The 26,028-nt window shown below is 59.2% G+C and carries 24 protein-coding genes; 6 read left to right on the forward strand and 18 right to left on the reverse strand.

Annotation, left to right across the window (positions count from 1 at the left end; all coding sequences use genetic code 11):
• Positions 1 to 57: 57 nt before the first annotated feature.
• Entirely contained in the window at positions 58 to 2,769 is a 2,712-nt protein-coding gene (gene mgtA, locus KFZ77_RS16930; protein WP_406678790.1) for a magnesium-translocating P-type ATPase, read from the reverse strand.
• Positions 2,770 to 3,143: 374 nt separating this feature from the next.
• On the opposite strand from mgtA, the gene treR reads away from it, so the two are divergent.
• Both treR and treC read left to right on the forward strand, forming a co-directional pair.
• Positions 3,144 to 4,091, forward strand: coding sequence for a trehalose operon repressor TreR (gene treR, locus KFZ77_RS16935; protein ID WP_264384863.1), 948 nt, complete (start codon positions 3,144 to 3,146; stop codon positions 4,089 to 4,091).
• Positions 4,092 to 4,365: 274 nt separating this feature from the next.
• Positions 4,366 to 6,021, forward strand: coding sequence for an alpha,alpha-phosphotrehalase (gene treC / locus KFZ77_RS16940; RefSeq protein ID WP_264384864.1), 1,656 nt, complete (start codon positions 4,366 to 4,368; stop codon positions 6,019 to 6,021).
• A gap of 24 nt (positions 6,022 to 6,045) precedes the next feature.
• On the opposite strand, the gene KFZ77_RS16945 is transcribed toward treC, so the two are convergent.
• Positions 6,046 to 6,579, reverse strand: a complete 534-nt coding sequence (locus KFZ77_RS16945) for an NAD(P)H-dependent oxidoreductase (RefSeq protein ID WP_264384865.1) — start codon at positions 6,577 to 6,579, stop codon at positions 6,046 to 6,048.
• A 102-nt stretch (positions 6,580 to 6,681) separates the two neighbouring features.
• Between KFZ77_RS16945 and KFZ77_RS16950 the strand changes: the two genes are divergently transcribed.
• From KFZ77_RS16950 to nrdG, 3 genes are all read left to right on the forward strand, one after another.
• Positions 6,682 to 7,563 carry a LysR family transcriptional regulator gene (locus tag KFZ77_RS16950; protein WP_264384866.1) on the forward strand — a complete coding sequence of 294 codons (882 nt, stop codon included), beginning with the start codon at positions 6,682 to 6,684 and terminating at the stop codon, positions 7,561 to 7,563.
• A gap of 297 nt (positions 7,564 to 7,860) precedes the next feature.
• The gene (nrdD, locus tag KFZ77_RS16955; protein ID WP_264384867.1) at positions 7,861 to 9,993 is read left to right on the forward strand and encodes an anaerobic ribonucleoside-triphosphate reductase; all 2,133 of its coding nucleotides are present in this window, start codon (positions 7,861 to 7,863) and stop codon (positions 9,991 to 9,993) included.
• A 452-nt stretch (positions 9,994 to 10,445) separates the two neighbouring features.
• On the forward strand, positions 10,446 to 10,910 hold the full coding sequence (gene nrdG, locus KFZ77_RS16960; protein WP_264384868.1) for an anaerobic ribonucleoside-triphosphate reductase-activating protein: 465 nt from the start codon (positions 10,446 to 10,448) through the stop codon (positions 10,908 to 10,910).
• 47 nt (positions 10,911 to 10,957) lie between these two features.
• Here the strand turns inward: nrdG and KFZ77_RS16965 are convergent, their stop codons facing one another.
• The 14 genes from KFZ77_RS16965 to KFZ77_RS17030 all read right to left on the reverse strand — a co-directional run bounded on the left by KFZ77_RS16965 (position 10,958) and on the right by KFZ77_RS17030 (position 23,344).
• Complete coding sequence (locus KFZ77_RS16965) at positions 10,958 to 11,626, reverse strand: hypothetical protein (RefSeq protein WP_264384869.1); 669 nt, start codon at positions 11,624 to 11,626, stop codon at positions 10,958 to 10,960.
• Positions 11,627 to 11,814: 188 nt separating this feature from the next.
• The gene (locus KFZ77_RS16970; RefSeq protein ID WP_264384870.1) at positions 11,815 to 12,246 is read right to left on the reverse strand and encodes a nucleoside deaminase; all 432 of its coding nucleotides are present in this window, start codon (positions 12,244 to 12,246) and stop codon (positions 11,815 to 11,817) included.
• A 211-nt stretch (positions 12,247 to 12,457) separates the two neighbouring features.
• Entirely contained in the window at positions 12,458 to 13,423 is a 966-nt protein-coding gene (locus tag KFZ77_RS16975; protein ID WP_406678791.1) for a LysR family transcriptional regulator, read from the reverse strand.
• A gap of 2 nt (positions 13,424 to 13,425) precedes the next feature.
• On the reverse strand, positions 13,426 to 14,631 hold the full coding sequence (gene tsgA, locus KFZ77_RS16980) for an MFS transporter TsgA (RefSeq protein WP_264384871.1): 1,206 nt from the start codon (positions 14,629 to 14,631) through the stop codon (positions 13,426 to 13,428).
• Between the two features lie 48 nt (positions 14,632 to 14,679).
• Positions 14,680 to 15,516 (reverse strand): xanthosine phosphorylase, encoded by an 837-nt coding sequence (gene xapA / locus KFZ77_RS16985; RefSeq protein ID WP_264384872.1) that lies wholly within the window; start codon positions 15,514 to 15,516, stop codon positions 14,680 to 14,682.
• A gap of 268 nt (positions 15,517 to 15,784) precedes the next feature.
• Complete coding sequence (locus tag KFZ77_RS16990) at positions 15,785 to 17,695, reverse strand: BglG family transcription antiterminator (protein ID WP_264384873.1); 1,911 nt, start codon at positions 17,693 to 17,695, stop codon at positions 15,785 to 15,787.
• Positions 17,696 to 17,794: 99 nt separating this feature from the next.
• Positions 17,795 to 18,535, reverse strand: coding sequence for a 2-dehydro-3-deoxy-phosphogluconate aldolase (gene dagF / locus KFZ77_RS16995; RefSeq protein ID WP_264384874.1), 741 nt, complete (start codon positions 18,533 to 18,535; stop codon positions 17,795 to 17,797).
• Positions 18,532 to 19,647: a DgaE family pyridoxal phosphate-dependent ammonia lyase gene (locus KFZ77_RS17000; protein ID WP_264384875.1), complete on the reverse strand. Its 1,116-nt coding sequence runs from the start codon at positions 19,645 to 19,647 to the stop codon at positions 18,532 to 18,534. Before KFZ77_RS17000 ends, dagF begins: the two co-directional genes overlap by 4 nt.
• On the reverse strand, positions 19,631 to 20,764 hold the full coding sequence (locus KFZ77_RS17005) for an amidohydrolase/deacetylase family metallohydrolase (RefSeq protein ID WP_264384876.1): 1,134 nt from the start codon (positions 20,762 to 20,764) through the stop codon (positions 19,631 to 19,633). Before KFZ77_RS17005 ends, KFZ77_RS17000 begins: the two co-directional genes overlap by 17 nt.
• Before the next feature lie 53 nt (positions 20,765 to 20,817).
• Complete coding sequence (locus KFZ77_RS17010; RefSeq protein WP_031521658.1) at positions 20,818 to 21,459, reverse strand: DUF4310 family protein; 642 nt, start codon at positions 21,457 to 21,459, stop codon at positions 20,818 to 20,820.
• Positions 21,460 to 21,469: 10 nt separating this feature from the next.
• The gene (locus KFZ77_RS17015) at positions 21,470 to 22,246 is read right to left on the reverse strand and encodes a DUF4311 domain-containing protein (protein WP_031521656.1); all 777 of its coding nucleotides are present in this window, start codon (positions 22,244 to 22,246) and stop codon (positions 21,470 to 21,472) included.
• A gap of 96 nt (positions 22,247 to 22,342) precedes the next feature.
• Positions 22,343 to 22,639: a DUF4312 family protein gene (locus KFZ77_RS17020; RefSeq protein ID WP_264384877.1), complete on the reverse strand. Its 297-nt coding sequence runs from the start codon at positions 22,637 to 22,639 to the stop codon at positions 22,343 to 22,345.
• A gap of 1 nt (position 22,640) precedes the next feature.
• Complete coding sequence (locus KFZ77_RS17025) at positions 22,641 to 23,003, reverse strand: SFCGS family glycine-rich protein (RefSeq protein WP_024547654.1); 363 nt, start codon at positions 23,001 to 23,003, stop codon at positions 22,641 to 22,643.
• A 17-nt stretch (positions 23,004 to 23,020) separates the two neighbouring features.
• On the reverse strand, positions 23,021 to 23,344 hold the full coding sequence (locus tag KFZ77_RS17030; protein WP_264384878.1) for a glycine dehydrogenase: 324 nt from the start codon (positions 23,342 to 23,344) through the stop codon (positions 23,021 to 23,023).
• Positions 23,345 to 23,801: 457 nt separating this feature from the next.
• Here KFZ77_RS17030 and KFZ77_RS17035 point away from each other — a divergent pair, with 457 nt between their 5' ends.
• Positions 23,802 to 23,963 (forward strand): Hok/Gef family protein, encoded by a 162-nt coding sequence (locus tag KFZ77_RS17035; protein WP_051640512.1) that lies wholly within the window; start codon positions 23,802 to 23,804, stop codon positions 23,961 to 23,963.
• A gap of 194 nt (positions 23,964 to 24,157) precedes the next feature.
• On the opposite strand, the gene cybC is transcribed toward KFZ77_RS17035, so the two are convergent.
• Both cybC and pmbA read right to left on the reverse strand, forming a co-directional pair.
• A complete protein-coding gene (gene cybC, locus KFZ77_RS17040; protein ID WP_264384879.1) occupies positions 24,158 to 24,547 on the reverse strand; it encodes a cytochrome b562 in 390 nt (129 codons plus the stop codon).
• Between the two features lie 55 nt (positions 24,548 to 24,602).
• Positions 24,603 to 25,955 carry a metalloprotease PmbA gene (gene pmbA / locus KFZ77_RS17045; protein WP_035891129.1) on the reverse strand — a complete coding sequence of 451 codons (1,353 nt, stop codon included), beginning with the start codon at positions 25,953 to 25,955 and terminating at the stop codon, positions 24,603 to 24,605.
• Positions 25,956 to 26,028: the final 73 nt, after the last annotated feature.

The raw sequence follows: 26,028 nt of genomic DNA on the forward strand, positions 1-26,028 counted from the left end.
AGGAACTATTCATCAAGCTAATGGCGAGAGCACTATCACATCTCGCCATTTATGAGATTACTGCCAGCCAAATCGGCGGGTGTAGATCCCTTTCACCCACTGCGTCATGACCATATAGCCCGCCAGAATTCCCACCAGCCACGGGAAGTAGCTGAGCGGCAACGCCTGCAGATGCAGCCAGCCGGCCAGCGGTGTAAACGGCAGCGCGATACCCACTGACATCACCAGCAGCGTCATGACGATCAGCGGCCAGGCGGCGCGGCTTTGCAGGAACGGCACGCGGCGGGTACGGATCATATGCACAATCAGCGTCTGGGAGAGCAGCCCGACCACAAACCAGCCGGACTGGAACAGGGTCTGCGCCTCCGGCACGTTGGCCTGGAACACCCACCACATCACGCAGAAGGTGATGATGTCGAACAGCGAGCTGATCGGGCCAAAGCACAGCATAAAGCGTCCGAGATCGGCCGGGTTCCAGCGCTGCGGCGTGCGGATCTGCTCTTCATCAACGTTATCGAACGGGATCGCCACCTGGGACACATCGTAGAGCAGGTTCTGGATCAACAGATGCAGCGGCAGCATCGGCAGAAACGGCAGGAAGGCGCTGGCCACCAGTACGCTGAACACATTGCCGAAGTTAGAGCTGGCAGTCATTTTTATGTATTTCAGCATGTTGGCAAAGGTGCGCCGCCCTTCGAGAACCCCTTCTTCAAGCACCATCAGGCTTTTTTCCAGCAGAATGATATCGGCGGCTTCGCGGGCAATATCCACCGCGCCATCCACGGAAATCCCGATATCCGCCGCGCGCAGCGCGGGCGCATCGTTAATGCCGTCACCCATAAAGCCCACCACGTGGCCCTCTTCGCGCAGCAGACGCACAATGCGCTCTTTTTGCAGCGGCGTCAGACGGGCAAACAGCGTGGTGCGTCTGGCGAGCGCGGCCAGCGCTTCATCGCTCATGGCATCCAGCCCGGCACCGGTCACCACGTCGCCGGTGACCAGCCCGACGTCGCGACACACTTTGGCAGCCACCAGCTCACTGTCACCGGTGAGGATCTTTACGGCGATCCCGCTGGCGTGCAGCGCTTTCAGCGCCGGTGCGGTGCTCTCTTTCGGCGGATCGAGGAAAGCAATATAGCCTTCGAGGATCAGATCCGACTCATCCACACGGCTGTAATCCCCTGCGCGCGCCGGCAGTTGACGGGTGGCAACCGCCACCACGCGCAGCCCCTGACGGTTCAGCTCGTCGGTAACGCGGCGCACGTTCTCCAGCCGGGCTGCATCCAGCACCACGGCGTCGTCTCCCTGCCGGGCATGGGTGCAGACGCTGAGGATCTCCTCCAGCGCGCCTTTGCAGATCAGCTGGTGCGTCTGCGCCTCCCGGGAGACCACCACCGACATGCGCCGGCGTTCAAAATCAAAGGGGATCTCATCCACTTTCTGCCAGCATGCCGCGGCTTCACGGGCGCGGGCCTCATCCAGCCCCTCCAGGACCGCCACATCAAGCAGATTCTTCAGGCCGGTCTGGTAGTGGCTGTTCAGCCAGGCGTTTTCCAGCACCCGATCGCAGCGGTTCCCGGCGATATCCGTGTGCGTTTCCAGCATGATGCGATCCTGGGTCAGCGTGCCGGTCTTGTCAGTGCAGAGAATATCCATTGATCCAAAATTCTGGATAGCATCCAGATGCTTGACGATCACTTTCTGCTTCGACAGCTTCACCGCGCCGCGCGCCAGAGTCGAGGTGACGATCATCGGTAACATCTCCGGCGTCAGGCCGACCGCCACCGACAGGGCGAACAGCGCCGCTTCCCACCAGTCACCTTTGGTGAAGCCGTTGATCAGCAGCACCACGGGGGTCATCACCAGCATAAAGCGGATCAGCAGCATGCTGACGCGACCAATGCCCTGCTGGAAAGCGTTGGGTTCGCTCTCCTGGCCGCTAACCCGCCCGGCCAGCTGACCAAACCAGGTATTCGCCCCGGTGGCGATGACCATTGCCTGCGCTGTGCCGCTCACTACGTTAGTGCCCATAAAGCACAGGGTATCGCTCTCCAGGGCGTGGGTCTGGTCGGGATGGCGGGTCGAGGCAACTTTCTCCACCGGCAGTGATTCACCGGTCAGCGACGCCTGGGCCACAAACAGATCCCGGGCGCTGAGCACGCGCAGATCCGCCGGGATCATATCCCCGGCAGCCAGTTTCACGATATCCCCCGGCACCAGTTGATCTATCGGGATCTCAAGCCAGTCATATTCGCCGAGATCGTTCAGCACGCGGCGTACCGTGGCGGTGTTGGTCACCATCGCTTTCAGGGCATCTGCGGCGCGGGTGGAGCGGGCCTCCTGAATGAAGTTCAGCAGCGTTGCGATAACCACCATCAGCGCAATAACGCCCGCCGCAAACCCGTCTTCGGTGGCATACGAGACGATGCCGAGCACCGTCAGCAGCAGGTTGAACGGGTTGCGGTAACAGCGCCACAGATGCCGCCACCACGGGGCGGGTTGCTCGCCGGGAATGACGTTTTCACCGTGACGCTCGCGGGCAGCGGCCACTTCCCGGGCATTAAGCCCTTCCGGATGACTGCCGAAAAAGGCCCACAGCTGGGCGTGGCTTGCTTTGCCGTAGCGCAGACAGGCACTGGAAAGCGACGCGGGAACCGCGGTACGCTTAAGGATCTTTCCGTCCGGCAGCGGATCGCGGTGCATCAGACGATAAGGTAGATGGCGGCTGAGCTGCGCCAGCAGCTGCCGGGTCAGATTTTTTACAGACATAGCTGTCCCTCCGCGCCCGGAATCGGTGCGCGTTATTTTTCAGGCATGGCGAGGCCGGTGCCTGAGCACAAACAGAGTTGCAGGGACGGAATAAAAACGTCGCTGCCTTGCTGAGTCCGGCAAGGCAGCGTGGGCTGCATTACCGGAAGAACGTTACCCCTGCGGGGTCGGGGGCAGGATCAGGATTCATAGCACCTCCGGTAAAAACATAAGAAATCCTGCGGCCGGGCAAGCGGCAGCAAGACACCATAAAGTGTGGGTATATTACTGACGTCTCTCTAAACCCTTCCTAAACCAGACATTACCCCTTGTGTTTCAGAACAGGAGGTTTACCTTCAGTGATCAAATTGCTAACAGAGGACATCCAATAACTGATGAATAAAAGGCTTACTATCAAAGACATAGCACGACTAAGCGGGGTCGGAAAGTCCACCGTCTCCCGGGTGCTTAATAACGAAAGTGGCGTCAATGAACGTACCCGGGAGCGGGTTGAAGCGGTAATGCAGGAGCAGGGATTCTCGCCGTCACGCTCGGCACGTGCCATGCGCGGCCAGAGCGATAAGGTGGTGGCGATAATCGTCACGCGCCTCGATTCGCTGTCGGAGAACCTGGCGGTGCAAACCATGCTGCCGGTCTTTTATGCCGAAGGCTATGACCCGATCATGATGGAGAGCCAGTTCTCTCCGGCACTGATCGCCGAGCATCTCAGGATGTTGCGCAGCCGCAATATCGACGGGGTGGTGATTTTTGGTTTCAGCGGGGTAACGCCGGAGATGCTGCAGCCGTGGCAGCCATCGCTGGTGCTGGTGGCGCGTGATGCGTCGGGATTTGCGTCGGTCTGCTATGACGACGAGGGTGCTATGCAGCTGCTGCTTCAGCGCCTGTATGATATGGGGCACCGCCATATCAGCTTCCTCGGCGTCCCGGACAGCGACATCACTACCGGGCTGCGTCGCCATCAGGCGTATCTGGACTTCTGCGCACGCCATCAGCTCACGCCGCACGTGGTGCAGCCGGGTCTGACGATGGTGAACAGCTATGAAAATTTTACCCGTACGTTGACGCCGGATACCACCGCGGTGGTGTGTGGCACCGATACCATGGCGCTCGGTGCCGGTAAATATTTGCATCAGCATCCGGAGCTCCGTATTCAGCTGGCCAGCATCGGCTATACCCCGCTGATTGCGTTTTTGCATCCGGATCTGGTTGGCGTATCGCTGGGGTACGCGGAAGCCGGGCGTAAAGCCGCCGTTCAGCTTATGGGCCAGATTACGCGTCAGGCTGAGCTGAAACAGATAGTGATCCCCGCCACGTTAAATTAACCCTTTACGTGCTGTTCATTTTTGTCGCCCCTTAACGGGAACGATCCCCTCACCAACACTTCTCAATCAAACCTCTGCCTGACTCCTTCGTTATCACCCTGCTTATTTATCCCCTGCACCATTGATTACGCACTCTTTACCTTTCAACAGATGCTCACCCCTGCGCACCCGACTACGCTTGCTACTGACGCAGCGATTTTCACAACCCGGAGGCAGTTGCCCGGTGTCGCCCCTGGCAGCGCTAACGCCCTCTTCAGCAATGCAGGAAAACGAGATGAAAACAGTTCCGCCCTGGTGGCAGCACGGCGTGATTTATCAAATCTATCCTAAGAGCTTTCAGGACACGACGGGCAGCGGCACCGGCGATCTGGCCGGCGTGATCCAGCGCCTCGACTACCTGCAGACCCTCGGCGTGGATGCGATCTGGCTGACCCCGTTTTATATCTCTCCGCAGGTGGATAACGGCTATGACGTCGCGAACTACACGGCTATCGACCCGACGTACGGTACGCTTGATGATTTTGATCGGCTGGTGACCGAGGCGCACGATCGCGGGATCCGCATCATCCTCGATATGGTGTTCAACCACACCTCCACCCAGCACGCGTGGTTTCATGACGCGGTGAACAAAACCAGTGCGTATCGTCAGTTCTATATCTGGCGCGAGGGCACGCCAGAGCAGGCGCCCAATAACTGGCGCTCAAAGTTTGGTGGCAGCGCCTGGCGCTGGCATGCCGAAAGCGCTGAGTACTATCTGCACCTGTTTGCCCCGGAGCAGGCCGATCTCAACTGGGAACACCCGGAGGTGCGCGCTGAATTAAAGAAGGTCTGTGCGTTCTGGGCCGATCGCGGCGTGGACGGGCTGCGGCTGGATGTGATCAACCTGGTCTCCAAAGATCAGGCGTTTGCGTCGGACATGGCGGGAGATGGTCGCCTGTTTTACACCGACGGACCACGTATCCACGAGTACCTGCAGGAGTTCAGCCGCGAGGTGTTCAGGCCACGCGGGCTGATGACCGTGGGAGAGATGTCTTCGACCACGCTGGAGCACTGTCAGCGCTACGCGGCCCTCGACGGCAGCGAACTGTCGATGACCTTCAATTTCCATCATCTGAAGGTGGACTACCTCGGCGGGCAAAAGTGGACCCTTGCCGCGCCGGATTACGTGGCGCTGAAAGCTATTTTCAGCCACTGGCAGCAGGGCATGCATAACCGGGCGTGGAACGCGCTGTTCTGGTGTAATCACGACCAGCCGCGCATCGTGTCGCGTTTTGGCGATGAGGGTGAACTGCGGGTGCCCGCCGCGAAAATGCTGGCGATGGTGCTGCACGGTATGCAGGGCACGCCCTTTATCTACCAGGGCGAAGAGCTGGGGATGACCAACCCGCACTTTACGCGCATTGTCGATTACCGCGACGTGGAGAGCCACAACATGTTCGCTGAACTGCGTGGGCATGGCCGCCAGGCGGAAGAGCTGCTGGCGATCCTCGCCCATAAGTCACGGGACAACGGCCGCACGCCGATGCAGTGGTCGGCAGGCGCTAACGCCGGGTTTACCACCGGCACGCCGTGGATCGGCCTGTGCGATAACTATCAGTCCATTAATGCCGAGGCGGCGATGAGCGACCCCGACTCGGTGTTTCACGCCTATCAGACGCTGATCCGCCTGCGCAAAGCCCAGCCTGTCTTCACCCAGGGCAACTATCAGGATCTGCTGCCCGACCATCCGCACCTCTGGTGCTACCGTCGCGAGTGGCAGGACCAGACGCTGTTGGTGGCCGCCAACCTGAGCCGGGACAGCCAGCAGTGGATGCCGGACGCCCTCAGCGGTGACTGGCAGGTGCTGATGAGCAACTACCCGGACGCCTCCCCTGCCCCCGCAGAACTCAACCTGCGCCCCTTTGAAGCCGTGATTTGGCTGCAACAGTAAATGTTACCCGGCACCCGCCGGGCATCATTTACTGACCAGCGCGTTCACGCGGCTCAGCCACTGCGCCACGCCCGCGTCGAGATCGGCATCGCTCAGCACATGCGTGCCCTGAATCAGCGCGGGCGTCTGCCAGACCATGCCGGTCATATTGGCCATCGCGTGGAACGGCAGCCAGAACTCCTCTATCGGATACCGGTTGTAGCCCTGAGGCGAATACGCCTGAGCGTTGCCGCCGGTCGACACCATCAGCATAAACGGTTTGCCATGCAGGCGTTCACCGCCGCTGCCATACGCGAAACCGTGCTCCAGCACGTGATCCTGCCACTCTTTTAAAATCGCGGGCGCGCTGTACCACCAGAATGGAAACAGCATTACCACCGCGTCATGAGCCAGCAGCAGCGCCTGCTCGCGCTTCACGTCGATCCGGAAATCCGGGTATTCGCGCATCAGCTCATGCACGGTCACCTGTGGCAGCGCCTTCAGCGCCTCGATGGCGGCGTGGTTAACACGTGATTCATCCGGGTAACGGTGCCCGGCCAGCACCAGTACTTTTTTCATTTTTTCTCTCCTCAACGGTATTGTTGAGGTAATGTTGGCACGACGCAGGATTAACCTGTAGCGCGGTTCCGGGCATATCTGTTTCAACCAAAGGTATCAACCATGACGCTGACTTCCGACGTGCATCGCCTGCTACCGGCTTTTCTGGCCGCGGCGCAGAGCCAGAGTTTTTCCGCCGCCGCGCGCCTGCTGGGCGTGACGCCTGCCGCCGTGAGCAAAAGCGTGCGCCAGCTGGAAGCGCGGCTTGGCCGCGTGCTGTTCCAGCGCAACACCCATTTTGTAGTCCTGACGGAAGAAGGAGCGGCGCTGCGTGACCAGGTGGCGCCGCTGTGGCACGCGTTAAATCAGGCGCTGGAAAAACCCGCCGACGAGCCGCAAGGGCTGGTGCGCGCCAGCGTTATCCCCGGTTTTGGTCGCTATCTGCTGATGCCAGCCTTGCCCGCGTTTCAGGCGCGATACCCGCAGGTACGGCTGGATCTGGCGATGGACCCGCGCCGCGTCAACCTCATTGGCGAGCGGATAGACGTGGCGGTCGGCCAGCGCACCGTACAGGACAGCCGGGTAGTGACGCGCGAGATCCGCCCGATGCGCATGATGCTCGCCGCGTCGCCCGCTTATCTGGCGCGCTTCGGCACGCCGCAGCACCTGCAGGAGCTGCTGCATCACCGCTGCCTCGTTCACCGCAACCCCGGCAACGGCAAGCTGCAAAGCTGGCTTACTGACGAACTGGCGATGGAAGAGCAGCACGCGTTTCTTATCAGCACGTTTCCCGACGTGCTGGTCGACGCGGCGCTGGCGGATATGGGCATCGTCTCGCTCGCTGACTGGTATCTGGCGCCGCCCATCGCAGCAGGCCGCCTGGTGCCGCTCATGGAGCCCTACTGGCCCGTGCCGCAGCCGCTGTGGGTGAAGTACCCCAACCACCGCCTGGCCCCACGGGTGCGGGCATTCGTCGATTTTTTAATCGAAAAATTCATGGCGTAAATATTTCGCATCCGTCAGCGCAGATGCTGAGCGCGCTCGCCGCTTTGCTTTGTCCTGCATCAATAAAACCGCAAACTTGTTTGATGCAAATCACTATATATAGACATTAAAATCCACCGCGGCCCAATATCTTGTTATTTCAGGCTACCCTTTCACCAGTCAGGCTTTGTTGAAATCGACACAAGGCTGTGGATAAAACGGGCCGGCTTCGCCGTTACTGAGGATTTATTCGGAAGATAGCCCTCATGCCGCGCGACGGAGTTTCTGTGGATAACCTGTGCTTAATATGGAGTGATCATGACACCGCATGTAGTGAAACGAGACGGGTGTAAAGTACCTTTCAATTCAGCGCGCATTCACGAAGCGATTCTTCGTGCAGCGCAGGCAGCGGGAGTCGATGACGTAGACTATTGCGCCACCGTCGCGGAAATCGTCAGCAGTCAGATGCAGCATCGTCGTGAAGTGGACATTCATGAGATCCAGACGGCGGTGGAGAATCAGCTGATGGCGGGCAATTACAAGCAGCTGGCGCGCGCCTATATTGAGTATCGCCACGACCGCGATATCGCCCGCGAGAAACAGGGCCGCCTTAACAAAGAGATCCGCGGCCTGGTGGAGCAAACCAACCCGGCGCTCCTGAACGAAAACGCCAATAAAGACAGCAAAGTGATCCCAACTCAGCGCGATCTGCTGGCCGGGATTGTCGCCAAACACTATGCGCGCCAGCACCTTTTGCCCCGCGATGTGGTGCTCGCCCACGAACGCGGCGAGATCCACTATCACGATCTCGACTACTCGCCCTTCTTCCCGATGTTCAACTGCATGCTCATCGATCTCAAAGGCATGCTGACGCGCGGCTTCAAGATGGGCAATGCCGAGATCGAGCCGCCGAAGTCTATCTCCACCGCCACCGCGGTCACCGCGCAGATCATCGCCCAGGTCGCGAGCCATATTTACGGCGGCACCACCATTAACCGCATCGACGAAGTGCTGGCCCCGTTTGTCACCGAGAGCTTTGAGAAGCACCGTCAGATTGCCCATGAATGGAATATCCCGGACGTGGACGGCTACGCCCACGCCCGCACGGAAAAAGAGTGCTACGACGCGTTCCAGTCGCTGGAGTACGAAGTCAATACGCTGCATACCGCCAACGGCCAGACGCCGTTCGTGACCTTCGGCTTTGGCCTCGGCACCCGTTGGGAGTCGCGCCTGATCCAGCAGTCGATTCTGCGTAACCGCATCGCCGGTCTGGGGAAAAACCGTAAAACCGCCGTATTCCCGAAGCTGGTGTTCGCCATCCGCGACGGGCTGAATCACAAGCCGGGCGATGCCAACTACGACATCAAGCAGCTGGCGCTGGAGTGCGCCAGCAAGCGCATGTACCCGGACATTCTCAACTATGACCAGGTCGTGAAGGTCACCGGCTCGTTCAAAACGCCGATGGGCTGCCGCAGCTTCCTCGGGGTGTATGAAGAGAACGGCGAGCAGATCCACGACGGACGCAACAACCTCGGGGTTATCAGCCTTAACCTGCCGCGTATCGCGCTGGAAGCAAAAGGCGACGAGGCCGCGTTCTGGGCACTGCTGGATAACCGCCTGGCGCTGGCGCGTAAAGCACTGATGACCCGCATCGCCCGGCTGGAGGGCGTTAAAGCCCGGGTGGCACCCATTCTCTACATGGAAGGGGCGTGCGGCGTGCGGTTAAATGCGGATGACGACGTTTCGCAGATTTTCAAAGACGGCCGCGCGTCCATTTCGCTGGGTTATATCGGCGTGCATGAAACCATCAACGCGCTGTATGGCAAGCATGTCTATGACAGCGAGGCGCTGCGCGCCAAAGCACTGGCTATCGTGGAACGCCTGCGTCAGGCGGTGGAGCAGTGGAAGGATGAGACCGGCTACGGGTTCAGCCTCTACAGCACGCCGAGTGAGAACCTGTGCGACCGCTTCTGCCGCCTCGACACCGCCGAGTTCGGCGTGGTACAGGGCGTCACCGATAAGGGCTACTACACCAACAGCTTCCACCTTGACGTAGAGAAAAAGGTTAACCCGTACGACAAGATTGATTTCGAAGCGCCCTATCCGCCGCTGGCGAGCGGCGGGTTCATCTGTTACGGCGAGTATCCGAATATTCAGCACAACCTGAAGGCGCTGGAAGACGTGTGGGATTACAGCTATCAGCACGTGCCCTATTACGGCACCAACACGCCTATCGACGAGTGCTACGAGTGCGGTTTCACCGGTGAGTTCGAGTGCACCAGCAAAGGCTTTACCTGCCCGAAATGCGGCAATCACGACGCCTCACGCGTATCGGTCACCCGCCGCGTTTGTGGCTATCTCGGTAGCCCGGACGCGCGCCCTTTTAACGCCGGCAAGCAGGAAGAGGTGAAGCGCAGGGTTAAGCATCTCGGAAACGGGCAGATTGGTTGACCCGTTTTGTTCAGTTACGCGGTGGGTGCGCTGCGCTTACCCACCCTACAAAAGCGCGGTGTGCAGGGATGCAAAATTACAGGGCGAGTAAGCCTGCGCATAAACGGTGGGTGCGCTGCGCTTACCCACCCTACAAAAGCGCGGCGTACAGGGATGCAAAATTACAGGGAGGGTAACCTTTCCCTGGAAAGCTGCGCTGCTTTTCGCAAAGCAATTGACGCCAGGACAAGGCGGCAAATGCGCGAATCCCGGGGAGCTTACATAAGTAAGTGACCCGGGTGAGCAAATGCAGCCAACGCCGCTACGGCGCCAACATCGACGAGGTTCCTCTAAGCAGTTGGGGTTGTAGCAAGGCGGCAAGCGAGTGAATCCCGGGGAGCTTACATCAGTAAGTGACCCGGGTGAGTGAGCGCAGCCAACGCCGCTACGGCGCCAACTGCGACGAGGAAAAAATGAATTATCACCAGTACTATCCTGTAGACATCGTCAACGGCCCCGGCACCCGCTGCACCCTGTTTGTCGCAGGGTGCATCCACGAATGCCCAGGCTGCTACAACAAAAGCACCTGGCGGCTCAACTCCGGGCTACCGTTCACTGCGGAAATGGAAGATCGCATCATCGCCGATCTCAACGATACGCGTATCAAGCGTCAGGGACTGTCGCTGTCCGGCGGCGATCCGCTGCATCCGCAAAACGTGCCGTCGATCCTTAAACTGGTGCAGCGCGTTCACGCCGAATGCCGCGGGAAAGATATCTGGGTCTGGACGGGCTATACGCTGGATGAGCTCAACAGTGCCCAGCGTGAGGTGGTTGAGCTTATCAACGTGCTGGTGGACGGAAAATTTGTGCAGGATCTGAAAGACCCGGCTCTGATCTGGCGCGGCAGCAGCAACCAGGTCGTGCACCGGCTGCGCTAATGTGAAGGCGGACAGGCGTATCCGCCTTCAGGCGGGCACCTGAGACGCTATGCCTCCACCGGTGCGCGTCGCGTTGTCAGCGGTAAACCTGCCGTCACAGCATCAATCAGCGCCCGATCGCTGACCTGCCGTGGCATAACGCCAATCGACTGGCTGTAAAGCGGCGGCAGCGCCTGGCAATACGCCGTCAACGCGCTTTGCGGGATCGAGGGCACGACATACTGCAGTGACCACGGATTTTCTGCCGGTAACGCCTCTTCCATTGTGGACCCATAAGCTCCTAAATCAATAAGGCTGGATGCTGAGGTATCCTGCCCCAGCGTCAGCACGAACGTGCCATATTTGGGATGACCAAAATACTGCAATACGCGATCCCCTTCCTGCTGATAAAGCTGATGACGCAGCTGCGCCCAGCTTCGGGTAGTCAGCATAAACGGCGTCTGCACCGGGGAGTGGACCTGATTGCCGGGCAGGCACAGCATCAGGTTGCCGAAGTAATCGAGAAAGGCTACCGAGCTGCCCTTACCGCCCCGTTCAGCATCGATGGCTGCCGCTTCAAGCAGATAAGGCGCCAGACCTGCGTCCGGCGTCCCCAGTGACGGCGCTTTATAGGTGAGCGCCTGGGGATAGATATCTCTGAGCGCAATAACCAGCGGATCGTCAGGTGCCAGCGTCGCCGGATCGATCAACAGCTCCGGCGGAAGATCGTTATTCACCGTATCCTGAACCCCGGACAGCGTGGCTTCAAACAGGGATAAACACAGCGCCTGGGTGTTCTGATTAATCACCGTCTGGCTAAAAAAAGCAGGTAGCGGTGCCGAGGTCGCAGGACGCGCAAAACAGGAGTCGCCGCCCACTTCTGGATAACTGAAAGTAGCCTGGGCTACCGGGCGTAACGCAGGATCTAATGAGGGGAAATCGGCAAGGGTGTGTAATCAATGCCGGAAAAGGTATCGAAGGCGGCAGACACGACATTAAAACCGCTGCTGAGGATCGAGCCGGAACACATACAGCACGGGTCGAGCGAGGTCACGATAGTAATTTCTTCCGGCGGCGGCAATAGTGCGCCAGAAGAGATTTGATCATAATACCAGTCGATAAGCTGCCGCTCGCCATGGGCGGTCGGATCGAATGTCATCCCGTCTTCCACCACGTTATTATGCAGTGCATTTAACACATTACCGCTTTTGTCGAGCATAACGCCGCCGACGCTGAACGTGCCCTGACAGTAAGCACGAACCGCCTGATTTGCAGCCTCGTTTACGGCGTCTTCCAGCGATTCATACGTCTGCGATAATAACGTCGCGCCCCGCGGAGAACAGTGGCGAATTTCCATTTTCATTGCCCTTAATGTGAATGAGTGTCAGATCAAAAGTGATTGCGGATAAATATTCCCTGGCGCGATATGCGCACCGGAATAGTATTTATCCGCTGCCCTCTCTTATTCTGACTGCGCACGCACAGTTTCCGGTCAAATAATACCTGGTTACTTTTCCTGAGGCAGACTGGATATTTATTAATATCTTTCCGGAACGCTTTCCGGATATTTAACAGAGCGCAGAAGTAACCAGCGTATTAATAAAATGGTTAACAATTTCAGGCTGTTTTTCTCCATACCAGAGCGCATAGAGATCGGCCGGGATAGCTTCCCGCAGGGAAATAAAGGTCACGCCTGGCCACTGAATTAACGCGCAGCTTTCAGGCAGCAACGCGATACCCATGCCGGCACTGACCAGCGCCAGCGCGGTCTGCGGTTCACGTACCTGATGGGTGATATGCGGATAAAAGCCCGCGCTGACACAGTAATCGTAGAGCTGAGAGGCAAAATCACTGTGACTGAAGGAGAGCGAGATGAACGGCTGATGCGCGAGGGACTTCAGGGTCACGCGCTTGCGCTGGCTGAGCGCGCTCTGTTCCGGCACGGCGACCTGCAGCGACTCATGGGAAATAAGCTGACAATGAATGCCTCTTTCCGTATGTGCCGTGAGGTTGCGCTGAATACCAACGTCGATGGTGCGCGATTTTAACGCATCGATTTGCTGTAACTGCGACAGCTCATGAAGCTGCCACACTACGTCAGGATAATCCTGCTTAAACGCACTCAGCCGCGGCAGCAGCGCCCCCCACAGCGCGCTGCCGATGATGCCAATCTGGATGCGCTGATGGGCGTGACGCCCGGTCTGTCGCACATAGTTCAGTGACTGCTCGGTGGCGCTGAGCAACCGGTCCACCTCGGCTTTCAGCGCGATGCCCGTGGCCGAAAGCACAACCTTACGGCTGGTTCGCTCGAAAAGCGCACAGCCCATAATCTCTTCCAGCTCTTTTATCTGCATGCTCAGCGGTGGCTGAGAAATATTCAGCCGCCCGGCGGCATGTCCAAAATGCAGCTCTTCCGCCAGCACCTGGAAATAGCGCAGCATCCGCAGGCTGATTCGACTATTAGCACTCAGTTCGGGCATGGCGATGACGTGTTGAAAAAAGGGATTGTCATCATGCACTTCCGGCTCAGACATCGTCAAATGTCCATTGCCCCGTTTCGGTGTAGCCGCTCTGCCCGGCTGCATAGCACCGCGGCGATCAGCGTTATCAGCAGGACGCCATAGGCTACGGTGGAAGTATTCACCGCCGCCTGTATTCCGAACTGCTGATTAACCAGCGATGAGACGCTGGCAAACACCAGCGTGCCTACCGTACCGCAGGTCAGCAGCGCAGACAGCAAGGTTGGCGAACTCTGGCTTATCTGCAGCGAGCCGTAGCTCATCAGCCCGGAAAATAGCCCGGAATTGAAGAAGCCAAACACGCCGCAGGCGATCAGTATCAGCGTAGTATTCGTGCTGTTGGCAATGATGGCGATAGCCAGCAGCCCGGCAACGGTACAGATCAGCAGGAAGGTGCGCAGCTGCATCCATTTTACGGTGAACTGATTCACGAACAGGCCAATGGCCTTCGTCACCCAGTAGACCGTGGTAAAAAGCGCGGCTTCCTCGGCTGGCAGCGTGAAACGCGACTGCAGATAGCCCGGCGTCCACATCGTGAAGATCGGTTCTGCCAGTAAAAAGGCGAACAGCGCGAAGCAGAGCAGATACACCGCAGCGCCCCACCCTTCATCCGCGGTGGCTTGCGGCGTGGACGGTGCGCTCTCATCCTCGGTAGTGGGAAAACGGCAGCGCAGGCTTAACGCCAGCATCAACGCGCCCAGCGCCCCCATGATGCCGTACATCGCCATCCAGGTTGCGCCCAGCTTAAACAGCCACGCCAGTAAAAAGGAGAGCGTGGCACCCGCCAGACTGAAGAAGAAGTCGGTGAAGATGAGGCTGGCGGAGCGGCGCTTTTCATCCGGATTAATGCGCACCACCAGATAGCTGCCGAGGGTCATAAAGACCCCGCCGCAGGCACCAATGCCCGCTACCGCAATACTGAACATGGTCAGGGTCGGCGTGATAAAAAGCACGGCGCTGATCACCACCGTGGCCGCAGCCGCGATAACCAGCGGCATCTTGAGGCCCCATTTTTTCATCAGCAACCCACCCAGCATGATCGGCACGAACATGCCGAGATTCATCAGGGTAAAGACCTGGCCGATAAAACTCGGATCTTTATTAAACGCCTGGCATAACGGCCAGAGCACGATGCCGAGGGTAGAAACCAGCGCCCCGACGAAGTAATAGCTCAGATAAGAAATGGCATTCAGGTTGCCGCGTGAAAAAGGCTGTTGTGTCATGTCATAACTCCTGAGAGCAGGCCTGTCCATGCCCGCTCCGGTAGCGGATTAGCGAGAGTAGGTTTTAATGAAATGGCCGATGAGGCGCATAAAATCGTCGGTGACCAGCGCGGCGCATTTCAGCGTTTGCTCATGCGACAGCGCCACGTCGCTCAGCCCTTCGGCCATATTGGTGATGGCGGAGACCGCCAGCACTTTCAGGCCGCAGTGGCGAGCGGCGATAACCTCAGGCACCACCGACATCCCCACCACATCGCCGCCCATTCGTTGCATCATGCGAATTTCAGCCGGGGTTTCGAAATTAGGCCCGGTGTAGGAGACAAAGACCCCGTCGTGCAGCGGCAGCGTAAGCGCCTGCGCGGACAGGTGCAGCCGGGCGCGCAGCTCTGCATCGTAAGCGTTAGCGAGGCTGAAGAAGCGTGGCCCAAAACGATCGTCGTTCGGCCCTTCCAGCGGTGAGGTCGGCATGGTATTGATATGGTCGGTCAGCGCCACCAGGCTACCGGCCGGGATGGCCGGATTGAGGGAGCCGGCAGCGTTGGTGCAAAGCAGGAAGTCGCAGCCAAGCAGCCTGAAGGTGCGCACCGCGTGGGTCATAATGCCCATGCCCTGCCCTTCATAAAAATGCCCGCGGCCCTTCATGCAGATAATATCCACGCCGTGCAGGGTACCCATTACCACTTCCCCGGCATGGCCCTGCACGGTGCTGACCGGGAAACCCGGCAATTTTTCATACGCGAGGGTGGTGACGTTCTCCATCTGCCCGGCGAGCGCCCCGAGGCCCGATCCCAGAATTAACGCCATGCGCGGCTGGAAGCCTGGCTTCGCGGCGCGCAGCAGGTCGGCGGCATAGAAGGGATAATTGTTGCTGAGTGATAACGACATAACGACTCCCGAACAGTGAATGTTGCACCATTCTGCGAAGCCGCGGCGGGCGAAACCAATTCATTAAACAGGGGGATCGATACGATTATCGAATTAATCAGGCAACCGGGATTTTTAATGACTTAAAATCAGCCGGTTAATAAACAGGCATGAAAACGCGCGTCAAAAACGGCACCCATTGATCCGGCGGGTTTGTGATGCGCTTCACGCCACAAACCAACACATAACATCGTAAGATCAACTAGTTACCATAAGCCCTGGTACCGGTTTAAAACCGGCTGACGCACTCCACCGCCACGGTTTTAAACTCGTCGAAGCTGCGGCACGCTTTCAGGCGCGGCATGGCGCGCTCGCGCAGGAAGGTGACGAACAGATCGTAGATCGCCATCGCCTCTTCGTATTCGCTCTTGCTGATCGCCAGCAGGAAAATGACGTGCGCGGTTTCGTCGCCCCAGGGAATGCCCTCCGGGGCCAGTACCGTGTAGACCGCGGTTTTGTTGGCCAGCAGGCCCAGCGAGTGTGGCAGGGCGATGCTGTCGCCGAGCATGGTGCTGACGATGGCTTCACGCTCCACCACCGAGGCGAGGAATTCGCTATCAACAAAGCCTTCCTGCTCTAAAGCTCCGCACAACCTGCGGAACAGCGCCTGCTGATCCATCGGCTCGTCGATGATGCAGAAATGCCCGGCGTCGAAATACTTCTCCAGCATCCAGGGCCGGGTGCGGTCCACCAGCACCAGCTTACCAATCTGCTCCAGCTGGTAGTCGGTGGGGAACGGCGACATCACCACCACCGGCTTGTTTTTATCACTGATGCGCGCCGTAGAGATGACAAAATCTTCCTCTACGCTGGCGAGCTGCTCATAGTCGCGCAGGGAGATAATGCGCGTAACCTCAAGCTGCGGGTACTTGCGCAGCAACATTGCCTGAATCATGCGCACCGTGGAGTTGCCGGTGTCGCACACCAGCAGCACCTGCGGCTGGCGCTGATAGCCAATGTTGTAGTGCCGCTCCAGCCCAACGCCGATATGCAGCACCAGAAAACCGACTTCGTTTTCATTGATGGCGTACGGCGTGTATTTCCCCCAGCTGGATACTGCCGCCAGCGTCATATCCCACGCCAGCGGGTAGTGCTGCTTGATGTTGCTCAGCAGCGGATTGGGCAGCGAAATCTGGTAGCGCACCCGGGTGATCATGGTTTTGATGTGGGTCAGCAGGTCGGCATGGAGCTGTGCGTCGGTCAGCAGATTGTAATTAAAGTGGGTATTGATGTAGCGCAGAATGTAGTTCACCAGCGCACCGGCATCGTCGGCGCTGATGGTGCTGGGGGCCAGATCCTGCACCTGGCGTGCCGCGATATGCACGCGCAGCCAGTGCTCTTCCGACTCCGACAGCGTTTTGCTGGTCAGGGTCTGGAGCAGCCCGGCGATATCGCGCGCAGCCTCGCGCACGTTATCCCCGACGTCATCCGCAGTGAAATCCGAGAGCGGGAAACCTTCGCTGATGCGCCGCACCGCCACGGCGCAGTAGAGGCGGATAAACTGCTCCCCCTCGTCCGTCAGCCGGATGCGGTAGTGGTTAAAACAGGCCTGTAACCCCTGCTCCAGCTGCTGTGGCACCCCGGCGTTCAGCGCTTCCTTGTTCACCAGCGGATGCTCGCTGTCCTCCTGAATGAGCCGGGAGAGCAGGTCCGTCAGGCAGGCACGGATCGACATCTCGCTACCGAACAGCTTCATGCCGTGGCGCGGACGCGTCTCGATAGAAAGGTTGTAACGGTTGAACCACTCGCGCACTTCGGCCATGTCGCCCTGCAGCGTGGCGCGGCTGACAAACCACTCCTCGGCCAGGTCTTCCAGTTTCAGCGAGTAGGCGGCGGTGAGAAAGCGCACCAGCAGATAGTGGATGCGCTCCGGCCCGGTGCGGGGGATGCGCAGCTGGCGCGGGTGAGCGGTCTGCAACGCCGCATAGCGCCCGGCGTCGGTGATGCTTAGCTGGTAACCGGTGCCGCGGCTGAGAACAAACTGCGCCCCGTGGTGTAACAGCAATTCATTCAGGGCAGTGATGTCGGCACGCACGGTACGCGTGGAAACGGTGAGCCGGCGCGCCAGCTCATCCTGCGGCAGCGGCTCGTTCTGTAACAGGGAAAACAGTTGAGCCAGACGTTGATTCGGGAATCGCACTGCAGTTTCCTCTCGTTGCCCGGGCGCGCCATCGCACCCGGTGTACCGCCAGTAGTCACAGCCATAGTTACGGATTACGTGCCGCGATGCAAAGCGGCGTTAGCCCAGCAGCCTTCTGGTTATCTCCAGCAGCTGACGTACATCATCCGGACGGGTATCGCCCGTGGCGCTGTCGATGATTGAGCTATAGATATGCGGAATGATTCGGCTCACCCCAGCCTCCAGCGCAATGCGCAGGATCGCCTCGACGTTGTCCAGATCGATACCGCCGGTCGGCTCCAGCCAGAAGTCGTGCTCAGCGCAGGCCTGCGCCACCGCACGGTACTCCGCTTCACTTTTCAGCCCGCCCATCGGGAAGTATTTGATGGAGCTGCCGCCCATGTCCTTCAGCAGCGCGATGGCGGTTTCTACAGGCACAATGCCGTCCGGGGTTTTACTGCTGCGCGGCCCGGTGGAGATCTTCACCATTCCCGGCGTGCCGGTTGGCGAGACAAGACCGTTCACCACGGTCTGCTGCTGGCCAAGCAGCGCCCGGCTGGTGCCCACCCCGGTAAATACCTGATTGACGTGCTGCGGCTGTACCTGGCGGGAGATCTCGCTGACCATCGCCGACTGGTTCGGATCGCCCGCCCCCAGCCCGACCGAGAGCGCATTATCAATCAGCGCCGCGTACTCGCGCATATCCGCCACCGCGCTCTCCACGTCCGGATAGTTTTTTGACAGCACGCCCACCAGCACATGCCCCTGCGCCGCCTCGTAAATCGCCTGCGCGTTATCCTTCGAGCCGGCCAGCACGTTCAGACAGATGCGGTCGCGGTAAAAATTGGGGGTCAGTTTCATGCCTGGGTCTCCTTGAGTAAAACGGCGATGCTACGGGCGATGATTGCCAGCTGATCTTCGGTAACGCTGCGCACATCGGCTTCGACGATGCCTTCATTTGCTTTGTAACCGCGGAAATAGATGGCGTACTCGCCGCGCTTCAGAGCGCTGACCAGCTCGCCGGTGGCGATGCCGGTTACGCTTTCATCAAATTTGATCTCTGCGCGGGCGATGTCGCGCCCGGCAGCATCCCAGACGACGCGCGCGGTCACGCCGTTCAGGCGGTTAAGTTCGTCAATAAAGGGGGTCATACGCGCCACCATTTCGTCACCGGTGGTTTTGCTGGCGCTGAGGTAGTGTTCAATGGCGCAGGTCAGGCCGAGGATGCCCTCTTTACCAACCTTCATGGCGCGGCCAATTCCCCCCGACTGGCGCTTCACCCACTCGACGTACTGCTGCTTGCCGATCACCAGCCCGCTGGTCGGCCCCTCAATGGCTTTCGCACCGCTGTAAATCACCAGATCCGCCCCGGCGCGATAGTAGACGTGCAGATCCTCTTCTGCGGCGGCATCCACAATCAGCGGCAGGTTGTGCTTCCGGGCGACGACTACCGCCTGTTCCACGCTGAGCATGCTTTTCTGCACGCTGTGATGGGACTTGATATAGAGAATGGCGGCGGTGCGCGGGGTAATGGCCGCCGCCAGCTGATCGGCAGAGCATTCGTTGGCGTAGCCCGCTTCGACCACGCGTCCGCCGCCCAGCGCCACCATAGTGCCGACCGGCGCGCCAAAGTTCACGTTGTGCCCTTTCGGCAGCACGATCTCGTTGTTCTCAATGGGCGTGGTGTGCAGATTTTCCAGCAGCCACTGGCTGTCCTGTACCAGCATCGCCGCCACCGACTGGGCGATCCCCGCCGAGGCGCAGGAGACTACGGTCGCCGCTTCCACCTCAAGCAGCTGCGCGATGTACGCCCCGGTTTTGTCCACCAGGTCTTTCATCTCGAAGTAGTGATTCATGCCGGTGGTCACCGCCTCGACCACCTCAGGCCGCGGCGTGGAGACGCCCAGCGCCGTCATGCGCCCCGAGGCGTTAATCACCGGTTTTAACTGATATTTCTCATAAATCGAAGGCATGTTCCGCACTCCCTTGTTCGGTGGTGAACCACTTCCCGGCGCGCACGGCGGCCAGCGGAAGCAGCTGCAGCTCGGCTGCAAGACTGTTCTGGTCAGAATCGGTAAACAGGACGGGCTGGCGACGCAGGGCGAACACCGTAAAGTCGGCGTCAGCGCCCGGTTCGAGGCGTCCTTTGTGACGCAGGCGCAGGCCGTCGGCGGCGTGGCGCGTTACGCACTCAATCACCTGCGGCAGCGACAGGCCGATGGCGAGGAATTTCGACATCACGTGCGCCAGGTTTTTCACCGGGCCATTGATGCGGTTGCGACAGTAGATGTCCGAGCTGATGGTGTGCGGCAGGATGCCCAGTGCGATGGCCTGCTGCGCCACCGCAAAGCTGAAGCTGGCGCTGCCGTGCCCTACGTCCAGCCGCACGCCGCGTTTCAGGGCGTCGGTAATCGAGGCGCGCAGCGCGCCTTCCGGCGTCAGAATGCGGTTCGGCTTGCCGTTATAGCAGTGGGTAATGATATCGCCGCTCGCCAGTAGCGGGGCAATCTCATCGATCTCCGGCGGGGTATTGCCAATATGCACCATCAGCGGCAGGCCGCCGTTCTCCTGCTGCATCGCTTTGGCGCGCACCAGCGGCTTCAGGCCGTTATCGCCGATGACGCTGCTGCTCATGCGCGCTTTCAGGCCGACGATAAAGTCAGGATGACGCGTCACCGCCTCGCGTACCGCCGCGTCGTCAATGTTCGCCATGTTCGCCAGTTCGTTCTGGGCGATAAGGCCAACCCGCGAGATGTTGAGCAGGGCGTAGACCTCGGTTTCTACCTGGCGGGTGAGCTGATAAAAGTCGTCGATGTCGTCCGCGCCGGTGCTGCCGGCGTCCACGACGGTCGTCACGCCGGTGGCGATGCCGACGCTGTCGGGCTGGTCGTGGTAAATGGGTGAGTTGGGGTAGCAGTGTACGTGGGAATCAATCCAGCCGGCGCTCAGGTAGTAGTCGCCGGACAGCTGGCGCTCGCTGCGCGCGGAGCCGGTGATGTCACCCAGCGCGGCAATTTTGCCGTCCTGAATCGCAATGTCGATGACGGTATCGTCCACCAGACGGGCGCGGCGCAGGATTAAATCATACATAGGAGGCTCCTGTTTGCCCACGCGCCGGACGATGCGCGCGTGGGACAGCGGTCTTAAAGGGCTACCGGGAAAATCGACCCAAGGATCATGGCACCGAGGATAGCGCCGCCGGTGATCGGCTTCTGCCACAGGTAGAACACCAGGGCGCCGACCAGCGAGCCAATACCGATGGGAATGGATGCCGCCATCGCGCTGAGGATAATCAGCGGCCCAAGGAAGCGCCCGGAAGCGTTGCCCGCGCCCATCATCACGTCGGCACCATAGGTGGAGTCGCTCTGATTGATGGTGAACTTACGCGCCAGGATAATCAGGTAGCCAATCGCCAGACCAATCACCAGCCCGGTCACCAGCGAGGCACCGAAGTTCGCCACCGGGAATACGAAGCCTGCGCCCAGCAGCAGCGCCGGGACACCAAGACCTACGCCAGTCTGAATCGCGCCGCCGATGTCGAGGATACCCACCAGCGATCCCTCGATAATGCGCGCAAACAGGAAGCTGGCACCGAACGCCGCCACCGCGCCGTAGACGCCGGTATCCATGCCCGCTTTCAGCATTGCTACAAATGCCACTTCGTTAAACGCGCCGATACCGTAGAGGTAGTACATGTGCGTCCCGGCAAACACGCCGGAGGAGAGCAGGCCGACGAGGATCGGGAACGACCAGTCGGCATACCAGAAACCTTTATTCTCTTCCATCATCAGCCCCTTATTTGCCGCTGACCGCGTTGTGGATCAGGTCGAGCCAGTTCGGCACGCCCAGGTGGAAGGACTCGATCATCTTGATGTCGAAGCCGCGGAAGAACGCGCTCAGTACGAACAGCGCAACGATGGCCGTCATCATCACTTTGGTGACGCGATTCCAGCCGCTCTCTTCTACGCCCTTACCAATCAGAATGCCCAGTACCAGACCCGGTACGGCGTTCCCCATGATCAGCTGCGCTGCGCCGCCGAATACCGTGGCCCAGAAGCCCGATTTCTTACCGGCATCGATGGCCGCCAGCCAGAAAATCACCGGCATCACGGTATTGACCAGCAGGTTAGCGGCAGGGACCAGCACCTTAACGGCCGTCACCTGCAGCGCAGCCGGCACCGCGGACGCGGTGGTGTTGAGGAAGGCAACCACGATCATGCCGATGACGCCACAAGCAATGGCCATCTTCTTCGGATCGTGCAGGGTTTCCGCCACGTTGCGGTTTTTCATCATCAGCGCCGCCGCACCCCAGTTCGGAATGATGCGATGGTCAACGTCCTGGGTGAACGAGCCGGCAGCCACCGACGACGCCCAGGCGTTGAAGAAGAAGCCCAGACCAAACGAGAAATGCGAGGCGGGATCGCCTTCGCAGGAGTTAAGCTCCCCCAGCGTACGAAATGCCCCCATTCCCTGGGTGGTGGGAGCATGAAACATGCGAGCAGCCCCGGCCCCCACACCGACGCCAACCAGCGCGCCGATGATGAGCGATTTTATTAATATTATTAAGAACATTACTCCGTCCTTCTGTTGTGTTGTGGTCCCCGCAAGCGACTACCCGGAGCGTCGCGCATCGGCAACGCCCAGCGGGATATTCGGAGGGAAAGTGGATTACTGCGTGACGAAATCGACCTTATCGGGATTAATCGCGGTCACGTTGACAGTCACTTCCAGCTCCACGCTGAAAATGCGTCTTTCACGGCGCAGAAAGAAAAACAGAAACGCCTCTTTCCGCACCGTTTCCCGCGCATGAACAACCTGCACATCCTGTGGCTCAATACGCAGCAAAACCTGGCTGGAGGACTTCAGCATCGCCCTCTGAACGTGGCTCAGGGCGTCAGAGAAGGCCCGCGCCTTACTCTCTCCTTTACCGCTGACCCTCACCGTGGTGGTGAATTTCTCTTTCATGTCAGTTGCCGTACTTCTTCTTCCAGGCTTCCACCAGGCGTTCACCCAGCTCTTCTTTATCCATAAAGCCGAAGCCCAGGACGTTGCAGCCTTCATTGATGGCCGTTACGCCCTCTTCCACCGAGCGCATGCCGTATTTTGCTTTGTAGCCGTGTTTGGTCTGGGCAGTGATTGCCCCGGCCCCGCCGCTGCCGCAAAATGAGATCCCGAAGGTGGCGTTTTCCGCTTTCATAACGTCGCCCAGCTTCATATCCGCCGCCACGCCCGGCACCACTACCGCACGGCCACCGGCTTTCTCAACCCCTGCGCCCACTTTCTGGCCTTTGCCCAGACGGTCGCCAATCACCACTGTAATCTGTTCCATATTCCGCTCCTTTGCGCTTAGAGATTGTCTTTCGCCACTTCGAAGTGCACCGACAAAAGCCAGGCCTCTTCCACCGGCAGGTTGCCGAATTCATCCACCACCGCCTGCGCCAGCTGCATCGACTCCTCGGAGATTTCGTCGAACAGCTCTGCTTCCACGTCCGGCAGCGGCTCGCCGCTCACTGACCGGTGCGCCATCGCCCGCACGTGCGAGCTGAGCATCTGCTCCTGCACCGCGTTTGGCGTGATGTGGTTACGCTTAAGCAGGGCGAATACCCAGGCCAGCATGCGATCGCCGAGTTGCGCGGTCTGTTCCGTTTGTTGACACACTGCGTCGTTCATTACCGCTCCGTTGTTAACGCTGCATATATTCTGTGTTGCGATGGGGTAACACTAACGGTGGGCTGGTGGGGTTTGTAGCGAGTTCTTTTCCACTTCCATGTGGAAGCGCGAGCGGCGGCAGTGATCTGTTCCACATAAATCGCGTGAATGATTACTTTATGCTGGGTTTATGTGATGAATATCACCTGAAAGGGAGGCGGACAGGCGAAAAAAAGCGGGTTCTGTTTTGCGGCGTGCGCCGAAGGATTACACAGGAAATAAGCGCGGCTTATGACGGCTGGATAGAATGAGCGTGGGTGCTTGAGACTGGCTGTCTTGAGCGCAGGACTGGTTTGTCTGTCGTGAACGGCAGGCAGTAAAAAGCCCCACCTGATTATTCATCAAAGTGAGGCTTTCCCTTCCAAACCAACAACGGAAGGTTAGCCTTTTCACTGCTGCAAAGCAAGGAGGCGTAACCATGAAACGACACGCATTGACGATGGCGGCGGTGCTGATCGTCTGTCTGACGACAGTGACCATTGCCCTGCTCACACGGCCCGCGCTGTGCGAGATCAGGATCCGCTATGGTGAGTATGAAGTCGCGGTGCGACTGGCTTACGAACCCAGTACGCGAAGGTAAACCGGCGGGGGGAAACCCCCGCTACCGTTGTGGGGCGAGAGGCTCTCAGGCACCCTTTTTTCGCCAAAGTACGCCACTTTCTGAAAAGCGTCGGGCGACGTAAAAAGCGAACGAACGGCGGGTAACGTCTGCGGGGGCAACGTCATATTGCGATGATACGACGCAGGCCAGCGCGGTGGCGCTGGCCCTGATGATTAGCGGTACTTCTTGTGGTAGGTATTGCGCGTGGTTTTGAAGGCTTCGGCAGCGGTCTGCGCCTCTTTCACTTTTCCGGCACCTGCCAGCGCCAGCGCGTCATCAATCTGCCCCACCAGCGTATCCAGCCCGTGGCGGTAATCTTGCATCTCTGCGCTGTCCGGGGCGCTGTTTTCCAGCTTCACCGGGGCGGATTTTTTTGCATCCAGCGCGGCGGCGCGCATCTTGCCGAGCGCGGTTTTCATTTCACCGGCGTCATCGGTTTTGAGTACGATTTGATAGTTTTCACTCAGGATGTCCATGTCTTCGTCCAGATCGGCAGCAAAAGCCGCCGATGAGGCAACAAACAGGGATGAAACGGTCAACATTGCTAACAGTGTCTTACGCATGACGGCACCTTTTTATTGTTGTGATGAAAAAGGGGAGCGTTGCGCTCCCCTGATATTACTGGCCGGCGATCTTCATCTCCGGAAGCAGTACGGACCCACACTGAATATTGCTGCGCGTTTCAATATCGTCGCCAATGGTCACGATATTGCTCCACATATCCTTCAGGTTGCCGGCAATGGTGATTTCGCTCACCGGATACTGGATTTCGCCGTTCTCTACCCAGAAGCCCGCCGCGCCGCGCGAGTAGTCGCCGGTAATACCGCTGACGCCCTGACCCATCAGCTCGGTGACGATAAGCCCGGTGCCCATCTCTTTTAGCAGCGCGTCAAAGCCGAGGCCCTGGCCCTGGATGCGCCAGTTGTGGATGCCGCCCGCGTGACCGGTGCTTTTCAGCCCCAGCTTGCGCGCGGAATAGTTAGTAAGCAGCCACTGCGTCAGAATGCCGTCTTTGATGATGTCGCGACGCTCGGTGCGCACGCCTTCGCTGTCGAACGGCGTCGAGGCGAGGCCTTTAAGCAGGTGCGGGTGCTCTTCGATGGTGAGCCACGACGGCAGGATCTGCTTGCCGAGGGAGTCCAGCAGGAAGGTGGACTTACGGTAGACCGCGCCGCCGCTGATGGCACCCACCAGATGTCCGAACAGACCGGTCGCCACTTCACGGGCAAAGATCACCGGGGCTTTCATGGTCGGCAATTTGCGCGGCGACAGGCGCGACAGGGTACGACGGGCGCACTCCTGGCCGACCCACTCCGGGGACTCCAGATCGCCCAGCGCGCGGCCAATGGTATAGGCGTAATCGCGCTCCATGTCGCCGTTCTCTTCAGCAATCACGCAGCTGGAGAGCGAGTGGCGGGTCGAGCAGTAGCTCTGCAACATGCCGTGGCTGTTGCCGAATACCTTCACGCCGTAGTGGCTGTTGAAGCTGCCGCCCTCGGTGTTGGTGATGCGCGGATCGCCGTTCAGGGACGCCTGTTCGGCGCGGGCCGCCAGTTCGATGGCGCGATCCGGGTCGATGTCCGCCGGATGGAACAGGTCAAGATCCGGCGCTTCAAAGGCCAGCAGTTCTTTCTCCGCCACGCCAGCATACGGGTCCGGGGAGGTGTAGCGCGCAATGTCCAGCGCCGCCTGCACGGTACGGGCAATGGCCTGCGGGCTTAAATCGGTTGAGGAGGCGCTGCCCTTGCGGTTCTGGTGGTACACCGTGATGCCGAGTGCGCCATCGCTATTAAATTCAACGTTCTCCACCTCTCCGTAGCGGGTGCTGACGCTGATGCCGGTGGTTTTACTTACCGCCACTTCGGCGCCGTCTGCTTTACCGGAAGCAAGTTCAAGTGCCTGAGATACCGCCTCTTCCAGCGCTTTGCGCTGCTGCGCTACTTGTGTGATTACTTTCATCGCGAATGCCATAATGTAGGATGGAGTGTTAGTACGTCTTTTTGAGTCTAACAGAGAACCATTTCGCAGTGCGCGCCTTAACTGG

Origin of the sequence: Siccibacter colletis (assembly GCF_025914095.1) — a bacterium.
Lineage (GTDB): Bacteria > Pseudomonadota > Gammaproteobacteria > Enterobacterales > Enterobacteriaceae > Siccibacter > Siccibacter colletis.

Excerpts from the sequence above, each read along its gene's own strand:
- KFZ77_RS16950 (WP_264384866.1), top strand. The coding sequence starts at position 6,682 with ATGACGCTGACTTCCGACGTGCATCGCCTGCTACCGGCTTTTCTGGCC.
- KFZ77_RS17015 (WP_031521656.1), bottom strand. The coding sequence starts at position 22,246 with ATGTTCTTAATAATATTAATAAAATCGCTCATCATCGGCGCGCTGGTT.
- KFZ77_RS17005 (WP_264384876.1), bottom strand. The coding sequence starts at position 20,764 with ATGTATGATTTAATCCTGCGCCGCGCCCGTCTGGTGGACGATACCGTC.
- KFZ77_RS17025 (WP_024547654.1), bottom strand. The coding sequence starts at position 23,003 with ATGGAACAGATTACAGTGGTGATTGGCGACCGTCTGGGCAAAGGCCAG.
- treC (WP_264384864.1), top strand. The coding sequence starts at position 4,366 with ATGAAAACAGTTCCGCCCTGGTGGCAGCACGGCGTGATTTATCAAATC.
- tsgA (WP_264384871.1), bottom strand. The coding sequence starts at position 14,631 with ATGACACAACAGCCTTTTTCACGCGGCAACCTGAATGCCATTTCTTAT.
- KFZ77_RS17010 (WP_031521658.1), bottom strand. The coding sequence starts at position 21,459 with ATGGAAGAGAATAAAGGTTTCTGGTATGCCGACTGGTCGTTCCCGATC.
- nrdG (WP_264384868.1), top strand. The coding sequence starts at position 10,446 with ATGAATTATCACCAGTACTATCCTGTAGACATCGTCAACGGCCCCGGC.
- nrdD (WP_264384867.1), top strand. The coding sequence starts at position 7,861 with ATGACACCGCATGTAGTGAAACGAGACGGGTGTAAAGTACCTTTCAAT.
- KFZ77_RS17000 (WP_264384875.1), bottom strand. The coding sequence starts at position 19,647 with ATGCCTTCGATTTATGAGAAATATCAGTTAAAACCGGTGATTAACGCC.
- KFZ77_RS17020 (WP_264384877.1), bottom strand. The coding sequence starts at position 22,639 with ATGAAAGAGAAATTCACCACCACGGTGAGGGTCAGCGGTAAAGGAGAG.
- dagF (WP_264384874.1), bottom strand. The coding sequence starts at position 18,535 with ATGAAACTGACCCCCAATTTTTACCGCGACCGCATCTGTCTGAACGTG.
- xapA (WP_264384872.1), bottom strand. The coding sequence starts at position 15,516 with ATGTCGTTATCACTCAGCAACAATTATCCCTTCTATGCCGCCGACCTG.
- KFZ77_RS17035 (WP_051640512.1), top strand. The coding sequence starts at position 23,802 with ATGAAACGACACGCATTGACGATGGCGGCGGTGCTGATCGTCTGTCTG.
- cybC (WP_264384879.1), bottom strand. The coding sequence starts at position 24,547 with ATGCGTAAGACACTGTTAGCAATGTTGACCGTTTCATCCCTGTTTGTT.
- KFZ77_RS16945 (WP_264384865.1), bottom strand. The coding sequence starts at position 6,579 with ATGAAAAAAGTACTGGTGCTGGCCGGGCACCGTTACCCGGATGAATCA.
- pmbA (WP_035891129.1), bottom strand. The coding sequence starts at position 25,955 with ATGGCATTCGCGATGAAAGTAATCACACAAGTAGCGCAGCAGCGCAAA.
- KFZ77_RS16970 (WP_264384870.1), bottom strand. The coding sequence starts at position 12,246 with ATGGAAATTCGCCACTGTTCTCCGCGGGGCGCGACGTTATTATCGCAG.
- KFZ77_RS16975 (WP_406678791.1), bottom strand. The coding sequence starts at position 13,423 with ATGTCTGAGCCGGAAGTGCATGATGACAATCCCTTTTTTCAACACGTC.
- KFZ77_RS17030 (WP_264384878.1), bottom strand. The coding sequence starts at position 23,344 with ATGAACGACGCAGTGTGTCAACAAACGGAACAGACCGCGCAACTCGGC.
- mgtA (WP_406678790.1), bottom strand. The coding sequence starts at position 2,769 with ATGTCTGTAAAAAATCTGACCCGGCAGCTGCTGGCGCAGCTCAGCCGC.
- treR (WP_264384863.1), top strand. The coding sequence starts at position 3,144 with ATGAATAAAAGGCTTACTATCAAAGACATAGCACGACTAAGCGGGGTC.